Annotated in this window: 21 protein-coding genes; 11 read left to right on the plus strand and 10 right to left on the minus strand. The window is 72.4% G+C overall.

Annotation, left to right across the window (positions count from 1 at the left end; translation table 11 throughout):
- Positions 1-4: 4 nt before the first annotated feature.
- Genes R2737_04075 through R2737_04085 form a run of 3 tightly spaced genes read left to right on the plus strand, consistent with a single transcriptional unit; the run spans position 5 to position 6,020 of the window.
- Positions 5-2,266, plus strand: a complete 2,262-nt coding sequence (locus tag R2737_04075; protein ID MEZ5115425.1) for a PAS domain S-box protein — start codon at positions 5-7, stop codon at positions 2,264-2,266.
- Entirely contained in the window at positions 2,263-3,927 is a 1,665-nt protein-coding gene (locus R2737_04080; GenBank protein ID MEZ5115426.1) for an FAD-dependent oxidoreductase, read from the plus strand. Before R2737_04075 ends, R2737_04080 begins: the two co-directional genes overlap by 4 nt.
- Positions 3,924-6,020 carry a cation:proton antiporter gene (locus R2737_04085; protein MEZ5115427.1) on the plus strand — a complete coding sequence of 699 codons (2,097 nt, stop codon included), beginning with the start codon at positions 3,924-3,926 and terminating at the stop codon, positions 6,018-6,020. The genes R2737_04080 and R2737_04085 overlap by 4 nt, the downstream gene beginning before the upstream one ends.
- A 20-nt stretch (positions 6,021-6,040) precedes the next feature.
- Here the strand turns inward: R2737_04085 and R2737_04090 are convergent, their stop codons facing one another.
- Positions 6,041-6,754, minus strand: coding sequence for a hypothetical protein (locus R2737_04090; GenBank protein ID MEZ5115428.1), 714 nt, complete (start codon positions 6,752-6,754; stop codon positions 6,041-6,043).
- Between the two features lie 99 nt (positions 6,755-6,853).
- Positions 6,854-7,771 carry a prepilin-type N-terminal cleavage/methylation domain-containing protein gene (locus R2737_04095; GenBank protein MEZ5115429.1) on the minus strand — a complete coding sequence of 306 codons (918 nt, stop codon included), beginning with the start codon at positions 7,769-7,771 and terminating at the stop codon, positions 6,854-6,856.
- Between the two features lie 383 nt (positions 7,772-8,154).
- On the opposite strand from R2737_04095, the gene R2737_04100 reads away from it, so the two are divergent.
- Complete coding sequence (locus R2737_04100) at positions 8,155-8,742, plus strand: hypothetical protein (protein MEZ5115430.1); 588 nt, start codon at positions 8,155-8,157, stop codon at positions 8,740-8,742.
- Between the two features lie 21 nt (positions 8,743-8,763).
- Here R2737_04100 and R2737_04105 read toward each other — a convergent pair whose 3' ends face one another.
- The 3 genes from R2737_04105 to map are packed head-to-tail and all read right to left on the minus strand — an operon-like array spanning position 8,764 to position 10,928.
- Positions 8,764-9,219: a MarR family transcriptional regulator gene (locus tag R2737_04105; protein MEZ5115431.1), complete on the minus strand. Its 456-nt coding sequence runs from the start codon at positions 9,217-9,219 to the stop codon at positions 8,764-8,766.
- Between the two features lie 22 nt (positions 9,220-9,241).
- On the minus strand, positions 9,242-10,027 hold the full coding sequence (locus R2737_04110; GenBank protein ID MEZ5115432.1) for an ROK family protein: 786 nt from the start codon (positions 10,025-10,027) through the stop codon (positions 9,242-9,244).
- Between the two features lie 55 nt (positions 10,028-10,082).
- Positions 10,083-10,928, minus strand: coding sequence for a type I methionyl aminopeptidase (gene map / locus R2737_04115; GenBank protein ID MEZ5115433.1), 846 nt, complete (start codon positions 10,926-10,928; stop codon positions 10,083-10,085).
- 111 nt (positions 10,929-11,039) lie between these two features.
- On the opposite strand from map, the gene R2737_04120 reads away from it, so the two are divergent.
- Positions 11,040-11,201 (plus strand): hypothetical protein, encoded by a 162-nt coding sequence (locus tag R2737_04120; protein ID MEZ5115434.1) that lies wholly within the window; start codon positions 11,040-11,042, stop codon positions 11,199-11,201.
- Positions 11,202-11,273: 72 nt separating this feature from the next.
- Here the strand turns inward: R2737_04120 and R2737_04125 are convergent, their stop codons facing one another.
- From R2737_04125 to R2737_04135, 3 genes are all read right to left on the minus strand, one after another.
- Complete coding sequence (locus tag R2737_04125) at positions 11,274-11,882, minus strand: hypothetical protein (GenBank protein ID MEZ5115435.1); 609 nt, start codon at positions 11,880-11,882, stop codon at positions 11,274-11,276.
- A gap of 227 nt (positions 11,883-12,109) precedes the next feature.
- Positions 12,110-13,423, minus strand: a complete 1,314-nt coding sequence (locus R2737_04130) for an MFS transporter (GenBank protein MEZ5115436.1) — start codon at positions 13,421-13,423, stop codon at positions 12,110-12,112.
- Between the two features lie 71 nt (positions 13,424-13,494).
- Positions 13,495-14,184 carry a hypothetical protein gene (locus tag R2737_04135; protein MEZ5115437.1) on the minus strand — a complete coding sequence of 230 codons (690 nt, stop codon included), beginning with the start codon at positions 14,182-14,184 and terminating at the stop codon, positions 13,495-13,497.
- A gap of 46 nt (positions 14,185-14,230) precedes the next feature.
- Between R2737_04135 and npdG the strand changes: the two genes are divergently transcribed.
- From npdG to R2737_04150, 3 genes are all read left to right on the plus strand, one after another.
- Positions 14,231-14,917, plus strand: a complete 687-nt coding sequence (gene npdG / locus R2737_04140; protein MEZ5115438.1) for an NADPH-dependent F420 reductase — start codon at positions 14,231-14,233, stop codon at positions 14,915-14,917.
- A 125-nt stretch (positions 14,918-15,042) separates the two neighbouring features.
- The gene (gene nifJ, locus R2737_04145; GenBank protein ID MEZ5115439.1) at positions 15,043-18,693 is read left to right on the plus strand and encodes a pyruvate:ferredoxin (flavodoxin) oxidoreductase; all 3,651 of its coding nucleotides are present in this window, start codon (positions 15,043-15,045) and stop codon (positions 18,691-18,693) included.
- Positions 18,694-18,695: 2 nt separating this feature from the next.
- Positions 18,696-19,694: a dihydroorotate dehydrogenase-like protein gene (locus R2737_04150; protein ID MEZ5115440.1), complete on the plus strand. Its 999-nt coding sequence runs from the start codon at positions 18,696-18,698 to the stop codon at positions 19,692-19,694.
- Between the two features lie 20 nt (positions 19,695-19,714).
- Here R2737_04150 and panB read toward each other — a convergent pair whose 3' ends face one another.
- Entirely contained in the window at positions 19,715-20,575 is an 861-nt protein-coding gene (panB, locus tag R2737_04155; protein ID MEZ5115441.1) for a 3-methyl-2-oxobutanoate hydroxymethyltransferase, read from the minus strand.
- A gap of 152 nt (positions 20,576-20,727) precedes the next feature.
- Here panB and R2737_04160 point away from each other — a divergent pair, with 152 nt between their 5' ends.
- A complete protein-coding gene (locus R2737_04160) occupies positions 20,728-22,485 on the plus strand; it encodes an MFS transporter (protein MEZ5115442.1) in 1,758 nt (585 codons plus the stop codon).
- The gene (locus tag R2737_04165; GenBank protein MEZ5115443.1) at positions 22,482-23,105 is read left to right on the plus strand and encodes a TetR/AcrR family transcriptional regulator; all 624 of its coding nucleotides are present in this window, start codon (positions 22,482-22,484) and stop codon (positions 23,103-23,105) included. The genes R2737_04160 and R2737_04165 overlap by 4 nt, the downstream gene beginning before the upstream one ends.
- Positions 23,106-23,133: 28 nt before the next feature.
- Here R2737_04165 and R2737_04170 read toward each other — a convergent pair whose 3' ends face one another.
- Complete coding sequence (locus tag R2737_04170) at positions 23,134-24,873, minus strand: NAD+ synthase (protein ID MEZ5115444.1); 1,740 nt, start codon at positions 24,871-24,873, stop codon at positions 23,134-23,136.
- Between the two features lie 71 nt (positions 24,874-24,944).
- Here R2737_04170 and glnA point away from each other — a divergent pair, with 71 nt between their 5' ends.
- Positions 24,945-26,282, plus strand: a complete 1,338-nt coding sequence (gene glnA / locus R2737_04175; protein ID MEZ5115445.1) for a type I glutamate--ammonia ligase — start codon at positions 24,945-24,947, stop codon at positions 26,280-26,282.
- The last annotated feature ends 9 nt before the right edge of the window (positions 26,283-26,291 follow it).

A 26,291-nucleotide genomic window follows, 5' to 3' on the forward strand; every position in this document is an offset into this window, starting at 1 on the left:
GGACGTGTCGGAACGAGGCCTGGTCCACCTGGTGGTCGACCAGCTGTCGACCGCGGCGGAGCTGCGCGAGGTCCTGGAGGACGCCCACTACACGGTGCGCACCGTGCCCGGCCGGCCGGAGGACGTGCTGTCCGCGGTCGCCGATCAGCCGGACCTGCTCGTCGTCGACGCGTACCTGGACGGCGTCGACGCGTTCGACCTCGTCGCCCGGCTGCGGGACCACAGCCACGTGCGGGACCTGCCGGTGGTGTTCGTCGCGTCGGAAGGGGACTCCGACTCGCGCGTGCGCGGCCTGGAGTCGGCGGACGACTTGATCGTCACGCCGCTCGACCCTCGCGAGGTGCTGACCCGGATCGAGCGCCAGGTGACCGTGTCGAAGGTCCGGATGGCGCTGCGCGAGTCGGAGGCGAAGTTCCGCTCGGTCATGGAGTCCGCGATCGACGCGATCATCTCGGCGGACTCCGAGGGTGTCATCCGCAGCTGGAACTCGGCGGCCGCGGCGCTGTTCGGTCGGACCGAGGCCGAGATGGTCGGGCAGCCGATCGAGCTCATCATCCCCGACCGCTTCCGGGGGGCGCACCGCGCCGGCGTGCACCGGGTGACCTCGGGTGGCCCCACCCACGTCATCGGGCAGACCGTCGAGCTGAGCGCCCTGCGGCAGGACGGCTCCGAGTTCCCGGTGGAGTTGTCCCTGGCGACCTGGTTCCTCGACGAGGACCGCTACTACACCGGGATCATCCGCGACATCAGCGAGCGCAAGCAGGCGGAGCAGAAGTTCCGGTCGGTCACCGAGTCGGCGATCGACGCGATCATCTCGGCCGACCACGTCGGCGAGATCGTCACCTGGAACTCGGCGGCCACCCGGATCCTGGGCTACACCGAGGAGGAGGCGGTCGGACAGCGGCTCGAGCTGGTCATCCCCGAGCGCTACCACCAGCTGCACCGGGACGGCATGGCACGGTTCACCGCGACCGGTGAGCCGCACGTCATCGGCACCACCGTCGAGCTCTCCGCCCGGACCAAGGACGGCGAGGAGATCCCGATCGAACTGTCGCTGTCGACCTGGACCGTCCGGGAGGCGCGGTTCTACACCGGCATCATCCGCGACATCGGGGAGCGGAAGGCGGCCGAGGAGGCCCTGCGGCAGAGCGAGCAGGCGCTGCGGGAGAAGAGTGAGGAGCTGCACCGCAAGAACGCCGACCTGCAGGGGACGCTGGACAAGCTCAGCCAGATGCAGGACCAGTTGATCCTGCAGGAGAAGATGGCGTCGCTCGGCCGGCTGAGTGCGGGGATGGCGCACGAGCTGAACAACCCCGCGGCAGCCGCACAGCGAGGGGCGGCGCAGGCGTCGCACATCTTCACCCAGCTGCAGGAGAACCAGTTGCGGCTGGGACAGCTGCAGCTCGATAGCGAGGAGCGCATCCGGCTGGCCGAGTTGGATCGGATGGCGCGCGAGCGCTCCCGGGAGCCCGCCGAGCTGTCACCGGTCGCGAGGGCCGACCTGGAGGCGGAGTTCGAGGAGTGGCTCCAGGCGCACGGTGTCCGGGCGGTCGGCGACTTGGCCCCCGCGCTCGTCGGCCTGGGCTTCCGTCCCGACGAGATGGTGGAACTGGGACATCCCTTCGACGGGGCGGCGCTCGGGACCGTCGTGGAGTGGATGGGACTGAAGTTCCTCATCTACAGCGTCTTCGCGGAGATCGCGGTGGGCACCAACCGGATCGCCGAGCTCGTGAAGGCGATGAAGACCTACACCTACATGGACCAGGCGCCGGTCCAGGACGTCGACGTCCGCGACGGCCTCGACAACACCTTGATCATCCTGCACAACAAGCTCAAGCGGGGCGTCACGGTGAGGCGCGAGTACGACGACGACCTCCCGCGGATCCAGGCGTACGCGAGCGAGCTCAACCAGGTCTGGACGAACCTGATCGACAACGCGATCGACGCCATGGGGGGGACCGGGGTGCTCACTGTCCGGGCGCGACGGCACGACGACGCCGTGCAGGTCCATATCGAGGACGACGGCCCCGGCATCCCCCCGGACGTCGCCTCCAAGGTCTTCGACCCGTTCTTCACCACCAAGCCGCCCGGCGAGGGCACCGGTCTGGGCCTGAACATCTCGCGCAACATCGTGGTGAAGAAGCACCGGGGGACCATGACGGTCGAGTCCGAGCCGGGCCGGACCAGGTTCGTGGTCACGCTTCCGGTCGGGTCGATCGCCGACTCCGTCGAGTCCGACCCGGTCGCAACGGAGGCAGGATCATGACCACCGCCCCGGTGCTGCTGACGGTCGACGACGAGCCGCACGTCCTCAACGCGATCACCCGGGACCTGCAGGCCCGCTACCGCGAGGACTACCGCATCGTGCGGGCCGGCTCGGGCCAGGAGGCGCTCGACGCGGTGGAGGAGCTGGCGCGGCGCAACACTCCCATCGCCCTGTTCCTCGTGGACCAGCGCATGCCGGGGATGAGCGGGACGGAGTTCCTCGCCAAGGCGCTCAAGGTCTACCCCGAGGCCAAGCGGGTCCTGCTCACCGCGTACGCCGACACCGATGCCGCGATCACCAGCATCAACACGCTCAGCCTCGACTACTACCTGATGAAGCCGTGGGACCCGCCCGAGGAACGGCTCTACCCCGTCCTCGACGAGCTCCTCGACGACTGGCAGGCCGCCGCGCCGGCCCCTTACGACGGGATCCGCGTGGCGGGCACGCTGTGGTCGCCGGCCTCCCACGCCGTCAAGGACTTCCTGGCTCGCAGCCAGATCCCGTACCAGTGGCTGGACATCGAGAAGGACTCCGCGGCCAAGGAGCTCGTCGAGTCCTCCTGGGACGGGCCGGCTCGGCTGCCCGTGCTGTTCTTCCCGGACGGGACGACGCTGGTCGACCCCGACCTGCACGAGCTCGCTGCAAAGGTGGGACTCAGCGCCGCGCCGCAGCACCCCTTCTACGACCTGGTCGTCGTCGGCGCCGGGCCCGCCGGACTGGCGGCCGCGGTGTACGGCGCCTCCGAGGGCCTGCGCACCGCCGTCGTCGAGCGGGAGGTGCCGGGCGGCCAGGCGGGCACGAGCGCCCGCATCGAGAACTACCTCGGCTTCCCCAACGGCATCGGCGGGGCGGACCTGGCCCGCCGCGCCGTCGCCCAGGCCCGACGGCTCGGCGCGGAGATCCTGGTGGCGCAGCAGGTGTCCCGGCTGCGGGTGGAGGGCCCGTACAAGGTGGTCACCCTCGACGACGGCAGCGAGCTGCGCAGCCGCGCTGTCATCCTCGCGACCGGCGTCAAGGTGCGCACGCTCGACGTTCCGGGCGTCGAGCCGCTCCTCGGCGCGTCCGTCTACTACGGCGCGGCGTCCTCCGAGGCGGTCAACTACACGGACAAGACCGTGGTCGTCGTCGGCGGCGCCAACTCCGCCGGCCAGGGCGCGATGTTCCTGTCCCGCTTCGCCCGTGAGGTCGTCGTCCTGGTGCGGGGGGACTTGCTCACCAGGACGATGTCGCGCTACCTCATCGACCAGATCGAGGCCACGCCGAGCATCTCCGTGCGCACGCACTCCGAGGTGACCGCCGTGTCGGGGACGAACCACCTGGAGTCCGTCACGGTGCGGGACGCGCGGACCGGCGAGGAGGAGATCGTGCCCGCCGACGCGGTCTTCGTGTTCATCGGGGCGCAGCCCTGCTCGCAGCTCGTGCACGGGGTAGTCGAGACCGACGAGTCCGGCTTCGTGCTCACCGGTCAGGACCTGGTGCACGACGGCCGCCGCCCGAAGGGCTGGCGGCCGGCCCGCGACCCGTTCCTGCTCGAGACCAGCGTCCCGGGGATCTTCGCCGCGGGTGACGTGCGGCACGACGTCATCCGCCGGGTGGCCTCGGCGGTCGGCCAGGGGTCGGTCGCCGTCAGCCTCGTGCACAAGTACCTCGAGACCGTGTGACCGCCGTGCCCGCCGACCTGCCCGCCGACCTGCTGGCGGCCGGCACCGAGGTGCCGGCGTACCTCGGTCCGACCGCGGCCCTCGTCGTCGCCGCGGCCGTCATCGGCTACCTCGCGGTCCGGCTCCGGGTGGTCCCGATCGTGGGGTTCCTGCTCGCCGGCGTGGTGATCGGGCCGGCCCAGCTGGGCCTGGTGCCGCAGGTGGACACGGTGGTGGCTGCCGCCGACATCGGCGTGATCCTGCTGCTGTTCACCATCGGCCTGGAGTTCTCGCTCGAGCGCCTGGCGCGGCTGCGCACCTGGATCGTGGTGGGCGGTGGCCTGCAGGTGGTCCTGACGTCCCTCGCCGTGGCCGGCATCGCCCTGGCCCTCGACGCGACCGCAGCCGAAGCCGTGTTCACCGGCCTGCTGGTGTCCCTGTCGTCGACGGCGATCGTGCTGACGCTGCTCAGCGGGCGGGGGGAGTCGGGGAGCACGCGCGGGCGGATCTCGTTGGCCGTACTGCTGTTCCAGGACCTCGCGGTCGTCGTGATGGTCCTCGTGGTCCCGCTGCTCGGGCCCGAGTCATCGGGCGGATCACCCGCCCTCGACCTCGCCGTCGCCCTGGCGAAGGCGCTGGGGATCATCGCCGTCGTCCTCGTCCTGGCCCGCCGCGTGATGCCGCCGCTGCTGGAGCGGGTCGCGCGTACCTGCTCCACCGAGGTCTTCCTGCTGACTGTCCTGGCGATCTGCCTGGGGACGGCCTACCTCACCGCCCTGGCGGGGGTGTCGGTGTCGCTCGGGGCCTTCCTCGCCGGGCTGGTCGTCAGCGAGAGCCGGCACTCCACCCATGCGCTCGGCGAGGTGCTGCCGCTGAAGGTCCTCTTCACGGCGGTCTTCTTCGTGTCCGTCGGGATGCTGCTCGATGTGTCCTTCGTACTGGCGAACCTGGGCGGCATCGTCATCGCCGTGCTCGCGGTGCTCGTCGTGAAGGCGGTCCTCGGGGCGACCGCGGTCGTGGCCGTACGGCTTCCGTTCGGACTCGCGGTGGGGACCGGGCTGCTGCTGGCCCAGATCGGTGAGTTCTCCTTCGTCCTCGAGGGCGTGGGACGGCAGTCCGGGCTGACCCCGCTCGGCCTCGGCAGCGACGGCGTCCAGCTGTTCATCGCGGTCACCGTCCTGCTGATGATGGCCACGCCGGCGCTGTCGTGGGCGGGATCGCGGGCCGAGGCGGCCCTGTCCGGCCGGGCTCGGCGCCGGGGGTCCGGGTCCGGCGCCGACGTGCCGTCGGCCGGGATCCCCGAGCTCCCGGCCCTCGGGGCGGACTCGGACCTGCTCACCGGAGGTTCCGGCTCCGGCCTGGTCGTCGTCTCGGGATGGGGCCCGGTGGGACGCGACGTCGCCGACGTGCTGCGGACCGCGGGGGTGCGGGTGACCGTGGTGACCCTCAACCCCGACGGTGCCCGGGAGGCGGAGGCGGAGGGGCATCGCGTGGTGATCGGTGACTCCACCCGCCAGTCGGTCCTCGAGCACGCCGAGGTCCCCGCGGCACTGCTCTTCGTGGTGGCGGACGACGAAGAGGAGCAGGCCGCCCGCATCGTCGCCGCCGCCCGTCCCCTGGTCCGCGGGGACGTGGTCGTGCGCGTCGTCGACGAGGCGGATCCGGGGGACCTGGCGATGCTGGGGGCCGACGCGGTCATCGACGCGGAGCGGGGCGCACTGCTGGCCACGGTGCGGTCGGTGGTCTCGGGCCTGGGCCGCTCCGGGCCCGCGCCCCACCCGGACCCGTGGGCCCCGGTGGTCCTCGTGGCCCCCGACCCGGGCTGCCCGCACGTTCCGGCGCGCGCGACCGTGATGCCGAGCAGTGACGGGTGCGATGCATGCCGACTGGCCGGGCTCACCTGGGTGCACCTGCGGATGTGCCTCACCTGCGGCCGCGTGGGGTGCTGCGACTCCTCACCCGGTCGCCATGCCCGGGCGCACGCGGAGCACACCGGACACGACGTCATCGCGTCGGCGGAGCCGGGCGAGACCTGGGTCTACTGCTTCGAGGACGGGACGACGACACAGGCCCGACCGGACCTGCAGCGGGACTCCGACGCGTCCCGGATGTAGCCGGCGATGCGGGGAGTCCGTCACGACCCCGGGGGCTCGGGGACGTTGTACTCGATCGCGCCGATGAGCGGCGGGCCCTCCCAGGTGACCACGTAGTAGATCTGCTCCTGGGGCCCCCCGCCCCAGTCCTCCTCGACGGTGACCGCGACCGAGTCGCCGGCCGGCTCGGCATTGAGGATCCGGTACGACCGGATGCGCTCGGTCAGCGGACCGAGGGCCCCCATGTCGAGGAACTCCTGGGTGCAGAATCCCCACGCGGCCTCGAGGTCCCCCGCCTGCAGCGCGCCGAGGAAGCCGTCGACGACGGTGGCGGCGCGGCCCAGCTCGGCCGGGAACGTCGGTGTCGCCGCTCCGGTGGCGGACTCGCTCGACGGCGGTGTGGGCTGGGTCGTCGGCTCGGGTGCCGAGGAGGTCCCCGGGCTCGACGGAGGAGTGCTGGAGTCGGTTGTGGGGGTGTCGCTCGCCGACGGAGTCGCGCTCGTCGCCGCCTGGTCCGGGATGGCCACCCGGGTGCCGAGCCAGTAGGCACCGCCGGCCACCGCGACCGCGACGACGGCCGCGACCACCAGCCAGACCCAGGTACGCGGCCCCGGCGACCCACCGCTCGCGGGGGCCCCCGGGGTCGGCGCGCCACCCGTGGTCGGCACGCTTGCGGGCGGTGCCTGCGGCACCCACCGGGTGCCGTCCCAGTACAGCCACTGCTGTCCGTCCCAGTACGGCTCCGGGGTGCTCATCGGACGTGTCCCTTCCCGGGCGCCGTCCGGCCGCGGGTCGACGCCCGTCACACCCAGGGTAGGAGCCGTGATGCCCCGGATGCGCGGTGGCGCAGACGGTTACGCGGCCTGCGTCGCCACGGGGCAGGCCCCGTCGGCCAGGTGCCCGGTACGCGAGTCCCAGTGCCACGACCGTCCCAGCGCCGTGTGGGTCGCCGTGGCGCAGAACCAGTCCTCGGAGCCGGAACCCGTGGTGGGACCGCTCTGCGCCGTGCCGTCCGAGGACGTGTCGGGGCCCTCCGGCGTCACCGCCGTCTCGGGTGACGCGGGCGTCGCCGGGGTGGCCGGGGTGGCCGGGGTCGCGGGCGTGCCGGGGGTGGCCGGCGTGGCTGGCGTCGCAGGCTGCTGGGGCTGCTCGGTCTCGACGTAGGGGCGCCTCGGGACGTCGATGTCGCGCCGGGTCGAGTAGCCGAGGGCCGCGAGCTCGTCCTTGTCGAGCTCGTCGCCGCGCTCGACCTCTACCGTCACCTGGCGCAGCCGCTTCTTGCCCTTGTAGGTGTAGGTCTCCCAGTACGAGAACACGACGGTTCCGTCCTCGGTGTACGTGCAGGTGTTGGGGGACACCACGCCGGAACGGCAGAAGTCCAGGAACGCGAGGAACTCCTCGCTCGCGTCGGTGGAGCCGGTGCGCAGCGACGCCTGCTCCAGCACGACGGCGGACGTCCCTGCCGCGACGGCAACGTCGCGGCACGCGGCTGCGCCGGACGGGTTGTCCGCGGTCGCGATGTGCATGGACACGTCGGGAGAGCAGGCCAGCCCGTCGGGAGCCGACGGGTAGCGACCGGCGTCGGTGCGCCCGGACTCCATCGCGATGGCCGCCGACCGCAGGTCCGACTCGGCGGCGGCCTGCATCGCCGACTCCCGCTGGTGCAGGTACACCGGGATCGCGATCGAGGCCAGGATCCCCAGCACGATCACGGTGACCAGCAGTTCGACGAGGGTGAAGCCGTGGTCGGCGGTTCGGTTCCGGCGGGGCATCGGGTGGTTCCTCCGGGCAGTGGGGACGGCGGGCAGGCGCGGCGAACTCGAGAGTGCCGGGCGGTGGCGGCCGCTGAGCACCCACGAACGGGCTGCCTCCGCGACGGTCCGGGCCACCGGGACTCGACCCGGGTGCCGCGCGCGCTGGTCCGAAGGTGCCGGTGGTGACCCCGGGCGGGTGACGAGCGTCGCGAGGGGTGAGTACCCCCGTACCGTCCGTAGCGGTCCGGACCGGACCGGTCCGGACCGCGTCGACGTCCCCGGGTGCGCGCTCGCGTCATCTCGGCCACCCTGGGCGGGTGCCCCCGTCGACCCCGTCCTCTCCGCGTCCGTCCGCCGCGGCCCACGTCGCGTCGTCATCGCCCGCCGCAGTGTCGACTCGGGTGACGTCGACCCTGATGACCCGGGAGGTCCTCGGGCAGGGGTCCGCCGACGGTCCGGCGCGGCGGTGGCCGTGGGTCGTGGCCGCCGTGCTCGCCGCGCTGCTGGGCGCGGGCTGGTACGCCGACGGCGCCGCCCGGGACCGCACGGCCGACGCGCTCGTCGCCGCCGCACTCAGCGGCGAGCAGGTGGCCGACGCGGCCGACCTCGAGGTCGGCGCCGCCATCGCCTACTCCCAGCCGCTGCTGCTGTCCGCGGCCGCGCCGGCCGACGTGTCCCGTGACCTCGACGCGCTGGTCCGCTCGGCAGCGGACCGGGCCGCACCGCGAGCCGCCACGGCCGCCACCACGGTCGAGGAGGTCCGGGTGCTGCCCTGGCACGGGTCCCTCGCCGACGCGCGGGACGCCCTCGCCGGCTACCTCGCCGCCCGCGCCGCGCTGCTCGATCGGGCCTCCGCCGACCTGTCCTCGTACTGGGTCCCGCGCGACGACCAACTGGTGCTGCGCGAGCGAGCCGCCACCGCGTTCGCCGTCGCCGGAGCCGACGTCGGCCGACCGGGCCTCGCCGAGGAGGCCGGCCTCGCGCCGTAGCGCCCGGGCCGAGGACCCTCCTCAGCCCTCGTCGGCGAGCGGCTCCGCGACGATCGCGCTGGCCTCGCCGAGCGCGGCGAACTGCTCGTCGGTGAGCCGGTCCACGAGGTGCCGACGGACGCTGGCCACGTGGTCGGGCGCCGCCTCGACGAGGGTGTCGAAGCCGTGCTCGGTCAGCACGGCCCAGGCGCCTCGACGGTCGACGACGCAGTGCTCGCGGACCACCAGCCCGTCCCGCTCCATCCGGTCGATCTGGTGGGACAGCCGGCTGCGCGAGTTCAGGGTGGCCTCGGCCAGGTCGCCCATCCGCATCCGGCGCCCGTCGCTCTCGGACAGGCGCACCAGGATCTCGTAGTCATGGATCGTCAGGCCGTGCGTCTCCTGCAGGTCGCGGGAGAACCGGTCCATGAGCAGCTTCGACGCGGCGAGCCAGGCGCGCCAGTGGCGCTGCTGCTCGTCCGTGAGCCAGTCGGTCACGGGCTCAGGATAGGCAGCCGGGTCAGATGTCCAGCTCCCAGATGCGGACCCCGCCGATGATGCCGGCCGTGTTGGGCACGATCGTGGCGTCGTGCCCGAGGTCGGCGACCGTGAGGTGCTTGGCGTTGCCACCGCCGATGTAGATGTGGTCGAAGTAGAGCATCTCGTGGAACGCGTCGATCGCCTTCCGGACCCGTCGGGCCCAGCGCTCGTTGCCGACCTTCTTCCGGGAGGCGTTGCCGAGTTGGATGTCGAACGACTCGCCCTTGCGGAACGGCCCGTGCGACAGCTCCAGGTGCGGCAGCAGGTGCCCCTCGTTGAACAGCGCCGTCCCGACACCCGTACCGAGGGTCATGACGAACTCCATGCCCTTGCCCTGCGCGACGGCGCAGCCCTGGACGTCGGCGTCGTTGGCGACCTTCACCGGGACGTGCAGCACCTGCGCCAGCGCGTGCGCGAGGTCGAACCCGTGCCACCGTGACACCAGCGCCGGGTCCGGCGGCCCGCCGTAGACCGCCCGGGACAGGGACGGCACCTCGATCACGCAGCCGCCGCGCACCAGCCCGGGGAACCCGACCGACGCGCGGTGGTAGCCGCTGAACCCCGACACCAGGTCGTGCAGGGACTCCACGAGGGTGTGCGGAGGGCACGGGTACGGCGTCTCGACCCGCACCCGGTCCTCGACCATCTGGCCGTGCGGGTCGAGCACGGCCGCCTTCAGGCCCGTGCCGCCGATGTCGATCGACAGCGTCTGGACGTCGTGCGGCCACGTGGTGGGGTGGGCCCCGTGGCCGGATGCCGTGGTCATGCGTTCCTCCCGGTCGTCCCGGACGGTGGGGACGGCGCCCAGCCTGGCACGCGGACTACGGCAGCGTGAGGATCTCAGCACCCGAGTCGGTCACCAGGACCGTGTGCTCGAACTGGGCCGAGCGACGCCGGTCCTTCGTGACCACCGTCCAGCCGTCGTCCCACAGGTCGTAGTCGTAGGTCCCCAGGGTCAGCATCGGCTCGATGGTGAACGTCATCCCCGGCTCGAGCGTCAGGGTCAGGGAGGGGTCGTCGTAGTGCGGGACGATCAGCCCGGTGTGGAACGCGGTCCCGATCCCGTGCCCGGTGAAGTCGCGTACGACGCCGTAGCCGAAGCGTCGGGCGTAGCTCTCGATGACGCGGCCGACCACGCTGAGCGGACGTCCCGGCGCGACCGCCTTGATGCCCCGCATGGTCGCTTCGTACGTGCGCTCCACCAGCAGGCGCGACTCCTCGTCCACGTCCCCGACGAGGAAGGTCCGGTTGGTGTCGCCGTGGACGCCGCCGATGTAGGCGGTGATGTCGACGTTGCAGATGTCCCCGTCCCGCAGCCGGGTGCTGTCGGGGATCCCGTGGCAGATGACCTCGTTCAGCGACGTGCACAGCGACTTCGGGAAGCCGCGGTAACCCAGGGTGGACGGGTAGGCGCCGTGCTCGACCAGGAAGTCATGGCCGACGGCGTCCAGCTCGTCGGTCGTGACGCCGGGCCGGACGTGCCGCCCGACCTCGTCCAGCGCCTGGGCGGCGATCCGACCCGCCACGCGCATCCGCTCGATCGTCTCGGGGTCCTTGACCTCGGGGCCGTCATACGGCCGGGGGCCGGGGCGGCCGACGTACTCGGGTCGCGCGATCGACGGGGGGACGGTCCGCTCGGGGCTGAGGGTCCCGGGGGAGAGGGGCATGCGCGGATTCTAGGTGGGACGACCGCCCGGCACCTCCGCAGCGAATCAGCCGCCGCGTGCTGGCACGATGGGCACAGGAACGCGACGGCAACGCCGAGGAAGGGCGACGCGATGAGCTGGTACTACTGCCTGGTGCATCAGCGGGTGGAGCCGGAGGAAGGCTGCGCCAACGCCGAGCGCATGGGCCCGTACGACACCGAGGACGAGGCGGCGCACGCGCTGGAGCGCGCGGCGGAGCGCAACGAGCAGTTCGACGCGGACGAGGACGACTAGCAGCAGCGCAGACGACGAGGGCGGTCGCACCCGGTGGTGGGTGCGACCGCCCTCGTCGTCTGCTGAGGTGGATCAGGCCTTGCGGGCGGTGCGACGAGCCGGCGCCTTGCGGGCGGGAGCCTTCTTGGCCGGTGCTGCCTTCTTGGCGGCGGTGCGCTTGGCGGGTGCGGCCTTCTTGGCCGGTGCGGCCTTCTTGGCGGCGGTGCGCTTGGCGGGTGCGGCCTTCTTGGCCGGTGCGGCCTTCTTGGCGGCGGTGCGCTTGGCGGGTGCGGCCTTCTTCGCCGGTGCGGCCTTCTTGGCGGCGGTGCGCTTGGCGGGTGCGGCCTTCTTCGCCGGTGCGGCCTTCTTGGCGGCGGTGCGCTTGGCGGGTGCGGCCTTCTTCGCGGGTGCGGCCTTCTTGGCGGCGGTGCGCTTGGCGGGTGCGGCCTTCTTCGCGGGTGCGGCCTTCTTGGCGGCGGTGCGCTTGGCGGGTGCGGCCTTCTTCGCGGGTGCGGCCTTCTTGGCGGCGGTGCGCTTGGCGGGTGCGGCCTTCTTCGCGGGTGCGGCCTTCTTGGCGGCGGTGCGCTTGGCGGGTGCGGCCTTCTTGGCCGGTGCGGCCTTCTTCGCGGGTGCTGCCTTCTTCGTGGCGGCGGCCTTGCGAGCCGGCGCCTTCCTCGCGGTGGTCTTTCGTGCGACCGCCACTGGTGCCTCCTAGGTGTCGTCTCCCGGTCCGGTGGCGGGAGCTGGTCGTGTCCAACTGCCGCACAGCGTGCCAGAAACGACGCGAAACGTCGCGCTCTGCCAAGCGATCGCAGGTCGCGCGCGCTGCCGTCGACGACATCGCAGTTCGCGGCCGGTCGCCAACGCGTCCGGGCTGCTTCGGATGCTGCACTTTCGCACTCCCGCCGGTATGCACTGCGCGGCAACGACTACGGTGTCTCGACTGCTGATCCGTCAGCGAGTGCCGAGCGACGTGCGCGTTCGCGCACCGCGTTCGGATCGGTGCGGTCGTCGTACTTCCACAGACTCGGAAGACACGCCGCGAGAACGCCACTGGCGACCACGCACAGCACGCCGCCGCTCGCGAGCGACATGCGCAACGACGTCAACTGAGCGACGGTGCTCGCGCGCACCTGACCCAGCAGCGGGCCGATGGAGTAGCTCAACAGCTCCACTCCCGCGAGCCGTCCGCGCATCTCGTCCGGGATCGTCTGGTTCCACATCAGCAGCCGGAACTGGCCGCTGACCATGTCCGCCGCACCGGCCACGACCAGGAAGCCCAGCACGAACCAGATGGTCGGTGACAGGCCGACGGCGGCGATGGCCAGCCCCCACACCGCGGCGGCGAGGACGATGGCACGTCCGTGTCGATGGACCCGTGGCACCCAGCCGCTCGTGGCCGTGATGAGCAGTCCGCCGACGGCGCCCGCGGCATACAGCAAGCCAAGCGACCACGGCGCGTCGAACTCCGCGGCCACGAAGGGGAACAGCGCGTAGGGGAACGCGAACGTCATGGCCGCGATGTCCACCGCGTAGGTGCCGAGCAGGTCGCGGCGACCGGCCGCGTAGCGCAGGCCCTCGGCGATGTGGCGCAGCGACGGTCGTTGCGTCCGGTCGGCCGTCGGCGGGACCGGCCGCAGCCGGAGCAGGAGCGCGAGGGACAGCGCGAAGGTGACGGCGTCCACCGCGTAGACCGATCCGACCCCGATCCAGGCGATGAGCAGCCCGGCGACGGCCGGCCCCAAGATGCTGCCGGTGTTCCACTTCAGGCTGGACAGGATCCCGGCGGCTGCGAGCTGGTCGTGCCGCACGACCCGCGGAACGATCGCCTCAAGCGACGGGCGCTGCAGGCCATCGACGACGGCGAACAGCATCGCCACCACATACAGCAGCAGCAGCGAGGGTGACGGCAGGGCGGCGTTGAGCAGCAGGACGAGTGCGAGCAGCAGGGCGCCGAGCTCGGTGATGACGGCGATCCGCCGGCGGTCCACCGAGTCGGCGAGCGCGCCGCCGTACAGCCCGAAGGCGACCAGCGGCACCAGCTCCGCGAGACCGATCAGACCCACGGCGACGTAGGAGCCCGTCTGCTCGGCGACCTGGAAGGGCAGCGCGACCATGGTCATGGTCGAGCCCAGGTAAGTGACCATCCCGCTGGAGAACAGCAGCCGGAAGTCGCGCGACGTGCGGAGGGGTGAGACGTCCACACCCCAGCGGCGCAGCAGCGAGCGGGAGGCGATCGACACGGGATCCCATGCTCGGCATCCGCAGCTCGCCGTGCAACGGCGATTCCGACCGGACGGGCCGGCGGGGGGTCTCAGTCGCGGTCGGCGGGACCGCCCTGGAGTCCGTCGAGCAGACGGGCCAGCCGGTCCCGGAAGCCTCGTCGCGCCTGCCCGTCGGCCCCGATGGTGACGCGTTCGACGTCGCCCGCCGCGGACGACACCAGGTGCTGCACCACGTCGAAGGACACCGCGGGGGTCTCCAGGTCGACGCGGCCGAGGTCGCGCCACACCGGCAGTGCCAGCCCCGACGGTTCGCCCGGGGCGGTGATGCCCTCGGCGGGCACGACGAGCGACTCGTGCGCCAGGCCCGAGAGCTCGCCGTCGCCGCAGTCGAGGGCGAAGACGGTCGCGCCGACGCGGCGGGCGTCGTCGACGCGCTCCAGCAGTGGCACCGGGGCAGCGTCCTGGGCGACGACGAACAGCGTCTCCCCGCGCCGGGCCGCCTCGAGCCGCTGCAGCCCGACGGACAGGTGCGCGGGCGCCCCCGGCGGCGGGTCCCAGCGGACCAGCGTCGGGCTCAGCCCCGGGAGACCGGAGTAGCGGGACTCGTCGTCGAGGTGCGCGGCCAGGTGCCAGGGCTCCTCCTCGGGAGTCCCGACCAGCAGCAGCCCCTCCTCGTTGCTGGTCGAGCGCCGCAGCCCGCGGCCGAACTCCCGGGTGCGGTCGACCCATCCGGTGCCGGCGAGCAGGTCGCGCAGCAGGGCAACCCGGGTCTGGTCCACGGGCCCATCGTGCCGGACGCGGCCCCGGCTGCCAGGATTGCCGGTCATGACCGAGCCGACGCGTCGCGACCCGTACGACCTGCCCGACGTCTCCGGCCTGGTGGTCGGCGTCCTTGGGGGCACCGGCGACCAGGGCCGCGGCCTGGCGGTGCGGCTGGCCGGTGCCGGCCAGCGCGTCGTCATCGGGTCTCGCAGCCCGGACCGGGCCGAGAACGCCGCCGCCGAGGTCGGCCACGGCGTGACCGGCGCGTCGAACGAGGACTGCGCGCGGTCGTGCGACCTCGTCATCGTCGCAGTCCCGTGGGAGGGGCACGGCGACCTGCTCGCGCAGCTGCGCGAGCCGCTGGCCGGCAAGGTCGTCGTCGACTGCGTCAACCCGCTCGGCTTCGACAAGCAGGGACCGTTCGCCCTCCGCCCGGAGGAGGGCTCCGCGGCCGAGCAGGCGGCGTCGCTGCTGCCCGACAGCCGGGTCGTGGCCGCGTTCCACCACGTGTCGGCCGTCCTGCTGCTCGACCCCGAGATCGCCGAGGTCACGACCGACGTGCTCGTCCTCGGCGACGACCGGGACGCCACCGACCAGGTGCAGGCCCTGGCGGCCCGCATCCCCGGCATGCGCGGGGTGTACGCCGGCCGGCTGCGCAACGCCCACCAGGTCGAGTCCCTCACCGCCAACCTGATCGCGGTGAACCGGCGCTACCGCGCGCACGCCGGCCTGCGCGTCACCGACGTCTGACCGGGCCCGACGTCTGACGGAGGACCGTCCCCCTCAGGGTCCGATGACCCTGACCGGCGACCAGGTCGCCGCCTAGCGTCCTTGACGACGGGCCCGTGGCGGGCCCGTCGTTGAGGAGGTACGGCGTGACGGCGTCCGACGGGTCCCGGTGGGCCTGCATCGACGGCAACGAGGCGGCGGCGCTGGTGGCGCACCGCCTCAGTGACGTGTGCTCGATCTACCCGATCACGCCGGCGTCACCCATGGGCGAGCTCGCCGACGCCTGGAGCGCGGCCGGACGGACCAACCTGTGGGGGGCCGTCCCCGAGGTCGTGGAGATGCAGTCCGAGGCCGGGGCGGCGGGTGCGCTGCACGGAGCGGTGCAGAAGGGCGTGCTCGCCACCACCTTCACCGCGTCCCAGGGCCTGCTGCTCATGCTGCCGAACATGTACAAGGTGGCCGGCGAGCTCACCCCCGCGGTCATCCACGTCGCGGCCCGCGCGCTGGCCACGCACGCCCTGTCCATCTTCGGCGACCACAGCGACGTGATGGCCGCCCGCAGCACCGGCTGGGCGATGCTGTGCGCGTCCAGCGTCCAGGAGGCGCACGACTTCGCCCTCGTCGCGCACGCGGCGACCCTGCGCTCCCGGGTCCCGTTCCTGCACTTCTTCGACGGCTTCCGCACCTCGCACGAGGTCGACAAGGTCGCGCTGCTGTCCGACGACGACCTGCGGGCCCTGGTCCGCGACGCCGACGTCCTCGCGCACCGCACCCGGGGGCTGTCGCCCGAGCGACCGGTCCTGCGCGGCACCGCTCAGAACCCGGACGTGTTCTTCCAGGCGCGCGAGGCCGCGAACCCGTTCTACGACGCGCTGCCCAAGGTGGTCGCGCGCTGCTTGGCCGACCTGGGCGAGCGCACCGGACGCCACTACGGGCTGGTGGACTACGTCGGCGCCCCCGACGCGGAGCGGGTCATGGTCATCATGGGCTCCGGTGCCGGTGCCGCCGAGGAGACGGTCGAGGACCTGGTCGCCCGCGGCGAGCGCGTCGGGCTGGTCAAGGTCCGGCTGTACCGGCCGTTCCCGGCGGCCGCGCTGGCGGCGGCCATCCCAGCGACCGCCCGTCGGGTCACCGTGCTCGACCGGGTCAAGGAACCGGGCGCCCCGGCGGAGCCGCTGCACCTCGACGTCGTCAGCGCGCTGTCGGAGTACCGGCTCGGCGACGGCACCCCGTACGACCAGGGTGACCGGCGGACGCCGCCGCTGGTGGTGGGCGGCCGCTACGGACTGGGCTCCAAGGAGTTCACCCCCGCGCACGTCAAGGCGGCGTTCGACGACCTGGCGGAGGAGCGTCCCACGCCGCGGTTCACGGTCGGCATCACCGACGACGTGACCCACCTGTCGCTGGCGGCGGACCCCGACTACCGGATCCCCGGACGTGCGGTGCAGGCGGTCTTCTTCGGGCTCGGCAGCGACGGCACCGTGGGCGCGAACAAGACCTCGGTCAAGCTGATCGGCGAGCACACCGACCAGTGGTCGCAGGGCTACTTCGTCTACGACTCCAAGAAGTCCGGCTCGGTGACCGTGTCGCACCTGCGGTTCGGGCCCGACCCGATCCGTTCCACCTACCTGGTCGACCACGCCGACTTCGTCGCCTGCCACCAGTTCGGGCTGCTGGAGAAGATGCCCGTCCTGGACGGCGCCCGTGAGGGCGCCACCGTGCTGCTGAACAGCCCGTACCCGGCGGCGGAACTGTGGCAGCACCTCCCGGTCGAGGTGCAGCAGCAGATGATCGACAAGCGGCTCGAGGTGTGGACCGTCGACGCCGGGCGCGTCGCCCGCGAGGTCCGCCTGGGCAACCGCATCAACACCGTGATGCAGCCGTGCTTCTTCGCGTTGTCCGGCGTGCTTCCGCAGGAACACGCGGTCGAGCTGATCAAGGCGAGCGTCGAGAAGACCTACGCCAAGCGCGGTCGCGTCGTCGTCGAGCGCAACCATGCCGCCATCGACAAGGCCATCGAGGCGATGGAGCGCGTCGTCGTCCCCACCGCGGTGGTCGGGGACATCCACCGGATGAGGCCGCTGCCCGACGATGCGCCGGACTTCGTCCGCACGGTCACGGCGCGCATGCTCGCCGGGGAGGGCGACCTGCTGCCGGTCAGCGCGCTGCCCGTGGACGGCACGTTCCCCACCGGCACCGCGCGCTGGGAGAAGCGCGAGCTGGCGAGCGACATCCCGGTCTGGGACCCCAGCCTGTGCATCGACTGCGGCAAGTGCGCCGTGGTGTGCCCGCATGCCGCGATCCGGATGAAGGCCTTCCCCGAGGACGACCTGGCCGGGTCGCCGTCGGGGTTCAAGAGCAAGCCGTACGGGGGCAGGGACCTGCCCTCGGGCACCCGGCTCACCGTGCAGGTCGCGCCTGACGACTGCACCGGCTGCGGCATCTGCGTGGACGTGTGCCCCGCGCGCAGCAAGGAGGAGGTCAAGCACAAGGCGATCGACCTGCTCCCCGCCGCCGAGCACCGCGACACCGAGCGGCCCTGGTACGACTTCTTCCTGCAGATCCCCGAGATCGACCGCGCGACGGTCCGGCAGAACACGGTCAAGGGATCGCAGCTGCTCGAGCCGCTGTTCGAGTTCTCCGGAGCCTGCAGCGGCTGCGGCGAGACGCCCTACGTCAAGCTGGTGACCCAGTTGTTCGGCGACCGGATGGTCGTGGCGAACGCGACCGGCTGCTCGTCCATCTACGGCGGCAACCTGCCGACGACGCCGTGGGCGGCCAACGGCGCCGGTCGCGGCCCGGCCTGGAACAACTCGCTGTTCGAGGACAACGCCGAGTTCGGCCTCGGCATCCGGCTGGCCGCCGACCAGCAGCGCGAGGATGCGCGGCGACTGCTGCACGACCTCACCCACGAGGTCGGGGAGGGGCTGGCCCGCTCGCTGCTGGACGCCCAGCCCGGTCCCGAGGACGAGACCGGCGTCGCGGAGCAGCGGGTGCGCATCCAGCACCTGCGTGAGCGGCTGGAGACGGTCGACGACCCGCGGGCGCGGCAGCTGGAGTCGCTCGCGGACGCCCTGCTGCCGGTGACCGTCTGGATCATGGGCGGCGACGGCTGGGCCTACGACATCGGCTTCTCCGGCGTCGACCACGTGCTGTCCAGCGGCCGGGACGTCAACCTGCTGGTCCTCGACACCGAGGTCTACTCCAACACCGGAGGCCAGGCGTCGAAGTCGACGCCGCGCGGCGCCGTCGCCAAGTTCGCCTCTGGCGGAAAGGCCACCCGCAAGAAGGACCTCGGCGCGCTCGCCCGGGCCTACGGCAACGTCTACGTCGCCCAGATCGCACTGGGGGCCAACGAGACCCAGACGGTCCGCGCCCTCCGCGACGCTGCCGCGTACCCGGGCCCGAGCCTGGTCATCGCCTACTCCACCTGCATCGCGCACGGCATCGAGATGTCGACGTCGATGGCGCACCAGAAGACCGCGGTGGCGTCCGGGTACTGGCCGCTGTACCGCTACCACCCGAGCCCGGAGCTGGGCACGCACCCGTTCAGCCTGGACTCCAAGCGGCCGACCGTGCCGCTGCACGACTTCACCCAGCACGAGACCCGCTTCGCGATGCTCGCCCGCACCGAGCCGCAGCGCGCGGAGCACCTGCTCGCCCTGGCCCAGGCCGACGTCGACGAGCGCTGGCGCTACTACGAGCAGCTGGCCGAGGTCGAGCGCAACGTGCCCCACGACCCGGGAACCGTGGACGACGGTGACGGCGAGGACGCCGGCCCCGAGGGGAAGGAGTAGCCGTGAGCGACCTGACGACGTCGTACCTCGGACTGACGCTGAGGTCCCCGATCGTGGCCTCGCCGTCGCCGGTCACCGGGCGGCTGGAGTCGCTGCGGGCGCTCGACGAGGCGGGCGTGGGTGCGGTGGTGCTCCCCAGCCTGTTCGAGGAGGAGGTTGAGTCGGAGTCCCTCACCCTCAACGACCGGCTGGAGGAGGGCGCGGGGGTCTTCGCCGAGGCGGCGGACTACTTCCCCGACCTCGACTTCGGCAACCTCGGGCTGGACCGGCACGTCCGGCTGGTCGAGCAGGCCGCCGAGGAGCTGTCCGTGCCGGTCATCGCCAGCGTCAACGCGCGCACCGTGGGCGGCTGGCTGGACTACGCCCAGATGATGGTCGACGCGGGCGCCGAGGCCATCGAGCTCAACATGTACGACGTCGCCGCCGACCCGGACCTGTCCGCCGCGGACGTCGAGCAGGGCTACCTGGACCTGGTGGCGCAGGTGAGCGCGTGCATCTCCGTGCCGCTGTCGGTCAAGCTGTCGCCGTACTTCTCCTCGTTCGGGCACATGGCGCGCGAGGTCGTCGACGCGGGTGCCGACGGGCTGGTGCTGTTCAACCGCTTCTACCAGCCCGACCTGGACCTGGAGAGCCTCGACGTGACCCCGCGGCTGGAGCTGTCCACCTCGGCGGAGCTGCGCCTCCCGCTGCGCTGGATCGGACTGCTGCGTCCGCATCTGGCGCACACCAGCCTGGCGCTCACCAGCGGCGTGCACGACGGGCTGGACGTGGCGAAGGGCCTGCTGGCCGGTGCGGACGTGGTCATGGCCGCGTCGGCGCTGCTGCACCACGGACCCGACCACGTCCGGACCATGACCGAACAGCTGCAGGGCTGGCTGCAGGAGCACGAGTACGTCTCCGTCGACCAGCTGCGCGGCAGCGTCGCCCGGCACGCGGCCGCCGACCCGTCCGCGTACGAGCGCTCGCAGTACCTGCGGGTGCTGTCGTCCTGGCGGCGGTAGCCCGCGGTAGGTGGCGCGCGTCAGCGGTAGGCGTGCTCGGGACCGGGGTAGGTCCCCGCGACGACCTCCTCGGCCCACTCCTGGACCGCGGACGTCAGCACCCCGCGCACGTCGGCGTAGCGCTTGACGAACTTCGGGCCCGGGCCGGGGGTCAGCCCGGCCATGTCCTGCCACACCAGGACCTGCGCGTCGGTGGCGGCGCCGGCGCCGATCCCGATCGTGGGGATCGACAGCATCGCGGTGACCCGCTCGGCCAGCTCGGCCGGCACGACCTCGAGCACCACGGCGAACGCGCCCGCGGCCTCGAGCGCCTTGGCGTCGCGCATGAGCATCTCGCCGGACTCGCCGCGACCCTGGACCCGGTAGCCCCCGAACACGTTGACCGACTGCGGGGTGAGCCCGAGGTGGCCCATGACGGGGATGCCGGCGGACACCAGCGCCTCGACCTGGGGCAGGACGCGGGCCCCGCCCTCCAGCTTCACCGCGTGCGCCCCGGACTCCTTGAGGAAGCGGGCGGCGGTGTGCAGGGCCTGCTCGGGGGAGGCCTGGTACGAGCCGAACGGCAGGTCCGCCACCACCATCGCCCGCTGCGAGCCGCGCACGACGGCCCGGGTCAGCGGGATGAGGTCGTCGACGGTGACGGGGACGGTGGAGTCGTAGCCGTAGACCACCATCGCGGCGGAGTCGCCGACGAGCAGCACCGGGATCCCGGCCTCGTCGAAGACGCGCGCGGTGAGCGCGTCGTAGGCGGTGATCATGGGCCAGCGCTCGCCGGCGGCCTTGGCGGCGGCGAGGTCGCGGACGGTGACGCGACGGCCGGTGGCCCCGCCGTAGAGCGTGGGCTCCGGAGCGCCCGAGGGGCGCGCGGACAGGTCGGACATGGTGGTTCTCCCATCTCGAGGCTCCCTGGCGGAGTCCCCGGACGGGTCCATGGTGACATGCGGCACCTCCCGGCGCGCGGCTGCGTCCCGTCGGCGGGACAACGAAACGGAACGGTTGCGTTTCGGATTAGGGCGACCTAGCCTCGGCGACCATGACCCCCGCCACCACCGACGACCACCGCTGGATGACCTCGGGAGAGGGACACCCGCGGCGCTGGGCGATCCTCGGCGTCCTCGTCGTCAGCCTGCTCGTCGTCGTCCTCGACAACACCGTCCTCAACATCGCGCTGCCCACGATCCAGCGCGACCTGGAGGCGACCCCCAGCGAACTGTTGTGGGCGGTCGACTCCTACATCCTGGTCTTCGCGTCACTGCTGTTCACCTGGGGCGTCCTCGGCGACCGCTTCGGCCGCAAGCGGGTGCTCGTCGTGGGCCTGGTGGTCTTCGCGGTCGCGTCGGCGGTGTGCGCCTTCTCGGTCAGCTCGGCCATGCTCATCGCGTTCCGCGCGCTCATGGGCGTCGGTGGCGCCGCGGTCCTGCCCGTGACGCTGGCCATCATCACGGTCGTGTTCCCCCCGCACGAGCGGGGCAAGGCCATCGGCGCCTGGGCCGGGGCCGTCGGCGCCGCCGTCGCACTCGGCCCGGTCCTCGGCGGCCTGCTGCTCCAGAACCCGCAGTGGTCCAACTGGCTGACCGGCAACGACTGGGGCTCGGTCTTCCTCATCAACCTGCCGATCGTCGCGATCGGCCTGCTCGGCATCTGGCGCGTCGTCCCGGAGACCCGCAACCCGCACCCGCAGCGACTGGACCTGACCGGCCTGGTCATGTCCGCGGTCGGGCTGTTCCTGTTCGTGTACGGCATCATCCACGCCGCCTCCACCAAGGACTGGCTGGCGCCGTCCGTGATCGGGCCGATGGCCGCCGGCGTCGCGTTCATCGTGCTGTTCCTCGTGCTCGAGGCCCGAAGCGACCACAAGAGCTTCGACGTGTCCCTGTTCCGCAACCGCGGCTACGCCGTGTCGCTGACCGCCGTCAGCCTGGCGTTCTTCGCGCTGTCCGGGATCACGTTCACGCTGCCGTTCTACCTGCAGATCCTCCGCGGCTACGACACCCTGCAGGCCGGGCTGTGCTTCCTGCCGTTCGCCATCGGTCAGATCCTCGCGGCGCCGCGCAGCGCCGCCATGGTCGTCCGGTTCGGCTACCGGCCGGTGATGGGCGGCGGCCTGCTGATCGTGGGCGTCTCCCTGATCGGGCTGACCAACCTCGCGCTGGACTCGCCGCTGTGGCTGATCCTCACGACGTTCTTCTTCTTCGGCTTCGGCATGGGCAACGTGATCGCCCCCGCCTCCACGGTGATGCAGAACGTGCTGCCGCTGGCCCGCGCCGGCGCGGGGTCCGCGGTGCAGAACACCGTGCGCCAGGTGTTCGGTGCGCTCGGCGTGGCCATCATCGGCACGGTGCTGGCCAACCAGTACGCCCGCAACCTCGCCCCCGCCCTCGACGCGCTGCCCCCTCAGTTCCCGGCGGGGGCCAAGGACGTGGCGTCGGAGTCCATCGTGTCCACGGTGGGCGTGCTGCAGCAGGCGACCGAGCAGGGCCTGCCGGCCTCGGTCGCGGGCCAGGTCCAGGCGGGGGCGTACGACGCCTTCCTCACCGCCTCCCACCTGACCTCGATCGTGTCCGCCGTGATCGTCTTCATCGCGGCGGCGGTCGTGATCTTCGTCCTGCCGCACATCGACCCGCCGCGCAAGGACGCCCCGATGGCCCCGCCGGCCGACGCCGCCGACGCGCTGGTCAAGGAGCACGAGACCACGTACGCCGACGAGCTCCTCGAGGAGCTCGGGAGTGAGGACGAGCTCGGGACGGAGAACGAGCCCGCCCCCGATAAGACGACCCCGGCCCCGTCATGACGTCCGGAGCGGTCGTCCGGGCGCCGGGTCGGCCCCGCAGCGAGCGGGCCGACCGGGCGATCGTCGACGCCACTTTGGACCTGCTCGCGGAGGTGGGACCCAGCGCGTTGACGGTGGAAGAGGTCGCCAGCCGCGCGGGCGTCGGCAAGGCGACGATCTACCGGCGCTTCTCCGGCAAGGACGAGCTGGTCCTGGAGTCGTTGGTCACGCTCAACGACGACCTCGTCGACGTGGACGACGCGCTGACCACCCGCGACGCGCTCGTGCTGCTGCTGGAGCAGATGCTGTCCCAGCAGGCCTCCTGCCACTGGGGCCGGATCCTGCCGCGCGTCATGGGCCACGCGCGCAGCCATCCGGAGCTGTTCGGGGCCATCTACGACGCGGTGATCGAGCCTCGGCGCGAGCGCTTCCGCGCCGTGCTGCGGCGTGGGGTCGGGCGCGGTGAGATCCGGCCCGACGTCGACGTCGACCTGGCGGTGACCCTGCTCGTCGGCCCGGTCCTCTACCGCTCCATGGTCGCGGCCGGTGGGCGCGACCCCGCTCCGGCCGTCACCGTCGCGGACGTGGTGGACACCGTGATCGCGGGCCTCAGACCAAGCGGTCGCTCGACCGGCGGCTGAGCCCTCAGCCATCCGGGCGCCCGGGCCGTCAGCGGACCGTCTCCCGCCAGCGGTTCGTCACCGGCAGCCGGCGGTCCCGGCCGAACGCGCGGAACGAGATCTTCGTCCCCGGCGGGTACTGCCGCCGCTTGTACTCCGCGGCGTCGGTCATCCGCAGGATGCGCTCCACCAGGTGCGGGTCGAACCCGGTGGCCACCAGGTCCGCGGCCCCCCGGTCCTGCTCGACGTAGTCGTCCAGGACGTCGTCGAGCAGCTGGTAGTCCGGCAGCGAGTCGGCGTCCAGCTGACCCGGCCGCAACTCCGCCGACGGCGGCTTCTCGATGCTGGACGGCGGGATCGGCCCGGTCCCGCCCTGCTCCTCGGCACACGCGTTGCGCCAGCGGGCCAGGCCCCAGACCAGCGTCTTGGCCACGTCCTTGATCGGGGCGAACCCGCCGACCGCATCGCCGTAGATCGTGGAGTAGCCGACCGAGAGCTCGCTCTTGTTCCCGGTGGCCAGGACCAGCTGGCCCTCCTGGTTGGAGATGCCCATCAGGGTCGTGCCCCGCACCCGGGCCTGCAGGTTCTCCTCCGCGAGGCCGGTCAGGTGCAGCTGGGCCTGGTAGGCGTCGACCATCGGCGCGATGGGGACGGTGCGCAGGTGCAGCCCGGTCCGTTCGGCCAGGTCCCGCGCGTCGTCCCGGGAGTGCTGCGACGAGTACGCGCTGGGCATCGAGACGCCGAACACGTGTTCCGCGCCGAGCGCGTCGCACGCGAGCGCCGCGACCAGCGCCGAGTCGATGCCGCCGGACAGCCCGAGCAGGACCGAGGTGAAGCCGTTCTTGCGCACGTAGTCCCGCAGTCCGACGACCAGGGCGGCGTAGACCTCGGCCTCGTCGCCCAGGCGCGGTGTCAGCACCGGCAGCAGCGGGTCGCGCGGGGCGGGCGGGTCCGTGGCGACCACGACGACCGACGTCCCGTCGGGCAGGGTGTCGGACCCGTCGGACTCCGGCAGGTCGACGTCGACGACCAACAGGTCGTCCTCGAACTGCGGTGCGCGCGCGAGCAGCGTGCCGTCCGCGGCCACCACCAGGCTGTCACCGTCGAAGACCAGCTCGTCCTGACCCCCGACCATGTTGACGTACGCCAGCGCGCAGCCGGCCTCGGCCGAGCGTCGCGCGCACAGGTCGAGCCGGACGTCATCCTTGTTGCGCTCGTACGGCGACCCGTTGAGCACCAACAGGAGCCCCGCGCCGATCCGGGCCACCTCGGCCACCGGGCCGCCGTCCTGCCACAGGTCCTCGCAGATCGCGAGCGCGACGTCGACCCCGCGGACCCGGACGACGCAGGACCGCGAGCCGGGGACGAAGTAGCGGAACTCGTCGAAGACGCCGTAGTTGGGCAGGTGGTGCTTGGCGTAGCGGGCCACCACCGCGCCGCGGTGCAGCACCGACGCGGCGTTCAGCGGCGCCCCGCGCGGCCGGCCCAGGCGGTCGGCATCGTTGTCGAGCCGGTCCAGGTGGCCCAGCACGACCGGCAGGTCGCCCAGGCCCTCGGCGACCAGCGTCGCGGCCAGCGCGTGCAGCGCCTCGCGCGAGGCCTGTTGGAAAGAGGGCCGCAGCGCGAGGTCCTCGACGGGGTAGCCGGTGAGCACCATCTCCGGGCACGCGAGCAGGTCGGCGCCCGCGGCCGCGGCCGCGCGGGCGGCGTCGACCACCAGGGCGGCGTTGCCGGACAGGTCCCCGACGGTGGGGTTCACCTGGGCGAGGGCGAGGCGCAGCGTCGGCACGCGCGCGAGGCTACCGGCCGGCATCGGGGGGTCGGGCCGCGCGGGCGGCGCACGGGCGGCAGGATGCCCTCATGGACAAGCAGACCGAGTTCGTGCTGCGCACCATCGAGGAGCGCGACATCCGGTTCGTACGGCTGTGGTTCACCGACGTCCTCGGCACGCTGAAGTCGGTGGCGGTCGCCCCGGCCGAGCTCGAGGGCGCGTTCGCGGAGGGCCTGGGCTTCGACGGCTCCGCGATCGAGGGCTTCACCCGGGTCTACGAGTCGGACATGCTCGCCAAGCCGGACCCGTCGACGTTCCAGGTGCTGCCCTGGCGGGCCGAGTCGCCCGGTGTCGCGCGGATGTTCTGCGACATCCTGATGCCGGACGGCTCGCCGTCGTACGCCGACCCGCGCTGGGTGCTCAAGCGCACGCTGGGGAAGGCGGCCGACCTCGGGTTCACCTTCTACACGCACCCCGAGATCGAGTTCTTCCTGTTCCGCAACCACCCCTCGGACGGCTCCGAGCCGGAGCCGATGGACCGGTGGGGCTACTTCGACAACTCGCCCAGCAACGTCGGCTACGACTTCCGCCGCCAGGCCATCCAGATGCTGGAGTCGATGGGCATCTCGGTGGAGTTCAGCCACCACGAGGGCGGCCCCGGCCAGCAGGAGATCGACCTGCGCTACGCCGACGCGCTGACCACCGCCGACAACATCATGACGTTCCGCCTCGTGGTGAAGGAAGTCGCGCTGGAGCAGGGCGTCTACGCGTCCTTCATGCCCAAGCCGTACCGCGACCACCCCGGCTCCGGCATGCACACCCACCTGTCGCTGTTCGAGGGCGACCGCAACGCGTTCTACGAGGCGGGGGCGCCGTATCAGCTGTCCGCCGTCGCGCGCAGCTTCATCGCCGGCCTGCTGCAGCACGCGCCGGAGATCACCGCGGTCACCAACCAGTGGGTGAACTCGTACAAGCGGCTGGCCGGTGGCGCCGAGGCGCCGGCGCAGATCTGCTGGGGGCACAACAACCGGTCCGCGCTCATCCGGGTGCCGATGTACAAGCCGTCCAAGGGGAACTCGACCCGGATCGAGTACCGCGCCCTGGACAGCGCCACCAACCCCTACCTCGCGTTCGCGGTGCTGCTCGCGGCCGGCCTCAAGGGCGTCGAGGAGGGGTACGAGCTCCCGCCCGGCGCGGAGGACGACGTCTGGGCGCTGACCCAGGCCGAGCGGCGGGCGCTGGGGATGAAGCCGCTGCCCAGCAGCCTGAACCAGGCCATCAAGGAGATGGAGCGCTCCGAGCTGGTGGCGGAGACGCTGGGGGAGCACGTCTTCGAGTTCTTCCTGCGCAACAAGCAGGCGGAGTGGGAGGACTACCGCCGGCAGGTCACCCGGTGGGAGCTGGACCGCTACCTCCCGCTGCTGTGACGCCTACCC

Source organism: Candidatus Nanopelagicales bacterium (assembly GCA_041393815.1).
Taxonomy (GTDB): Bacteria; Actinomycetota; Actinomycetes; order S36-B12; family JAWKJK01; genus JAWKJK01.

What these genes read in the sequence shown, in the direction of transcription:
- R2737_04080 (MEZ5115426.1), top strand. Translation starts at nt 2,263, where the DNA reads ATGACCACCGCCCCGGTGCTGCTGACGGTCGACGACGAGCCGCACGTC.
- R2737_04090 (MEZ5115428.1), bottom strand. Translation starts at nt 6,754, where the DNA reads ATGAGCACCCCGGAGCCGTACTGGGACGGACAGCAGTGGCTGTACTGG.
- R2737_04095 (MEZ5115429.1), bottom strand. Translation starts at nt 7,771, where the DNA reads ATGCCCCGCCGGAACCGAACCGCCGACCACGGCTTCACCCTCGTCGAA.
- R2737_04110 (MEZ5115432.1), bottom strand. Translation starts at nt 10,027, where the DNA reads ATGACCACGGCATCCGGCCACGGGGCCCACCCCACCACGTGGCCGCAC.
- map (MEZ5115433.1), bottom strand. Translation starts at nt 10,928, where the DNA reads ATGCCCCTCTCCCCCGGGACCCTCAGCCCCGAGCGGACCGTCCCCCCG.
- R2737_04120 (MEZ5115434.1), top strand. Translation starts at nt 11,040, where the DNA reads ATGAGCTGGTACTACTGCCTGGTGCATCAGCGGGTGGAGCCGGAGGAA.
- npdG (MEZ5115438.1), top strand. Translation starts at nt 14,231, where the DNA reads ATGACCGAGCCGACGCGTCGCGACCCGTACGACCTGCCCGACGTCTCC.
- panB (MEZ5115441.1), bottom strand. Translation starts at nt 20,575, where the DNA reads ATGTCCGACCTGTCCGCGCGCCCCTCGGGCGCTCCGGAGCCCACGCTC.
- R2737_04160 (MEZ5115442.1), top strand. Translation starts at nt 20,728, where the DNA reads ATGACCCCCGCCACCACCGACGACCACCGCTGGATGACCTCGGGAGAG.
- R2737_04165 (MEZ5115443.1), top strand. Translation starts at nt 22,482, where the DNA reads ATGACGTCCGGAGCGGTCGTCCGGGCGCCGGGTCGGCCCCGCAGCGAG.
- glnA (MEZ5115445.1), top strand. Translation starts at nt 24,945, where the DNA reads ATGGACAAGCAGACCGAGTTCGTGCTGCGCACCATCGAGGAGCGCGAC.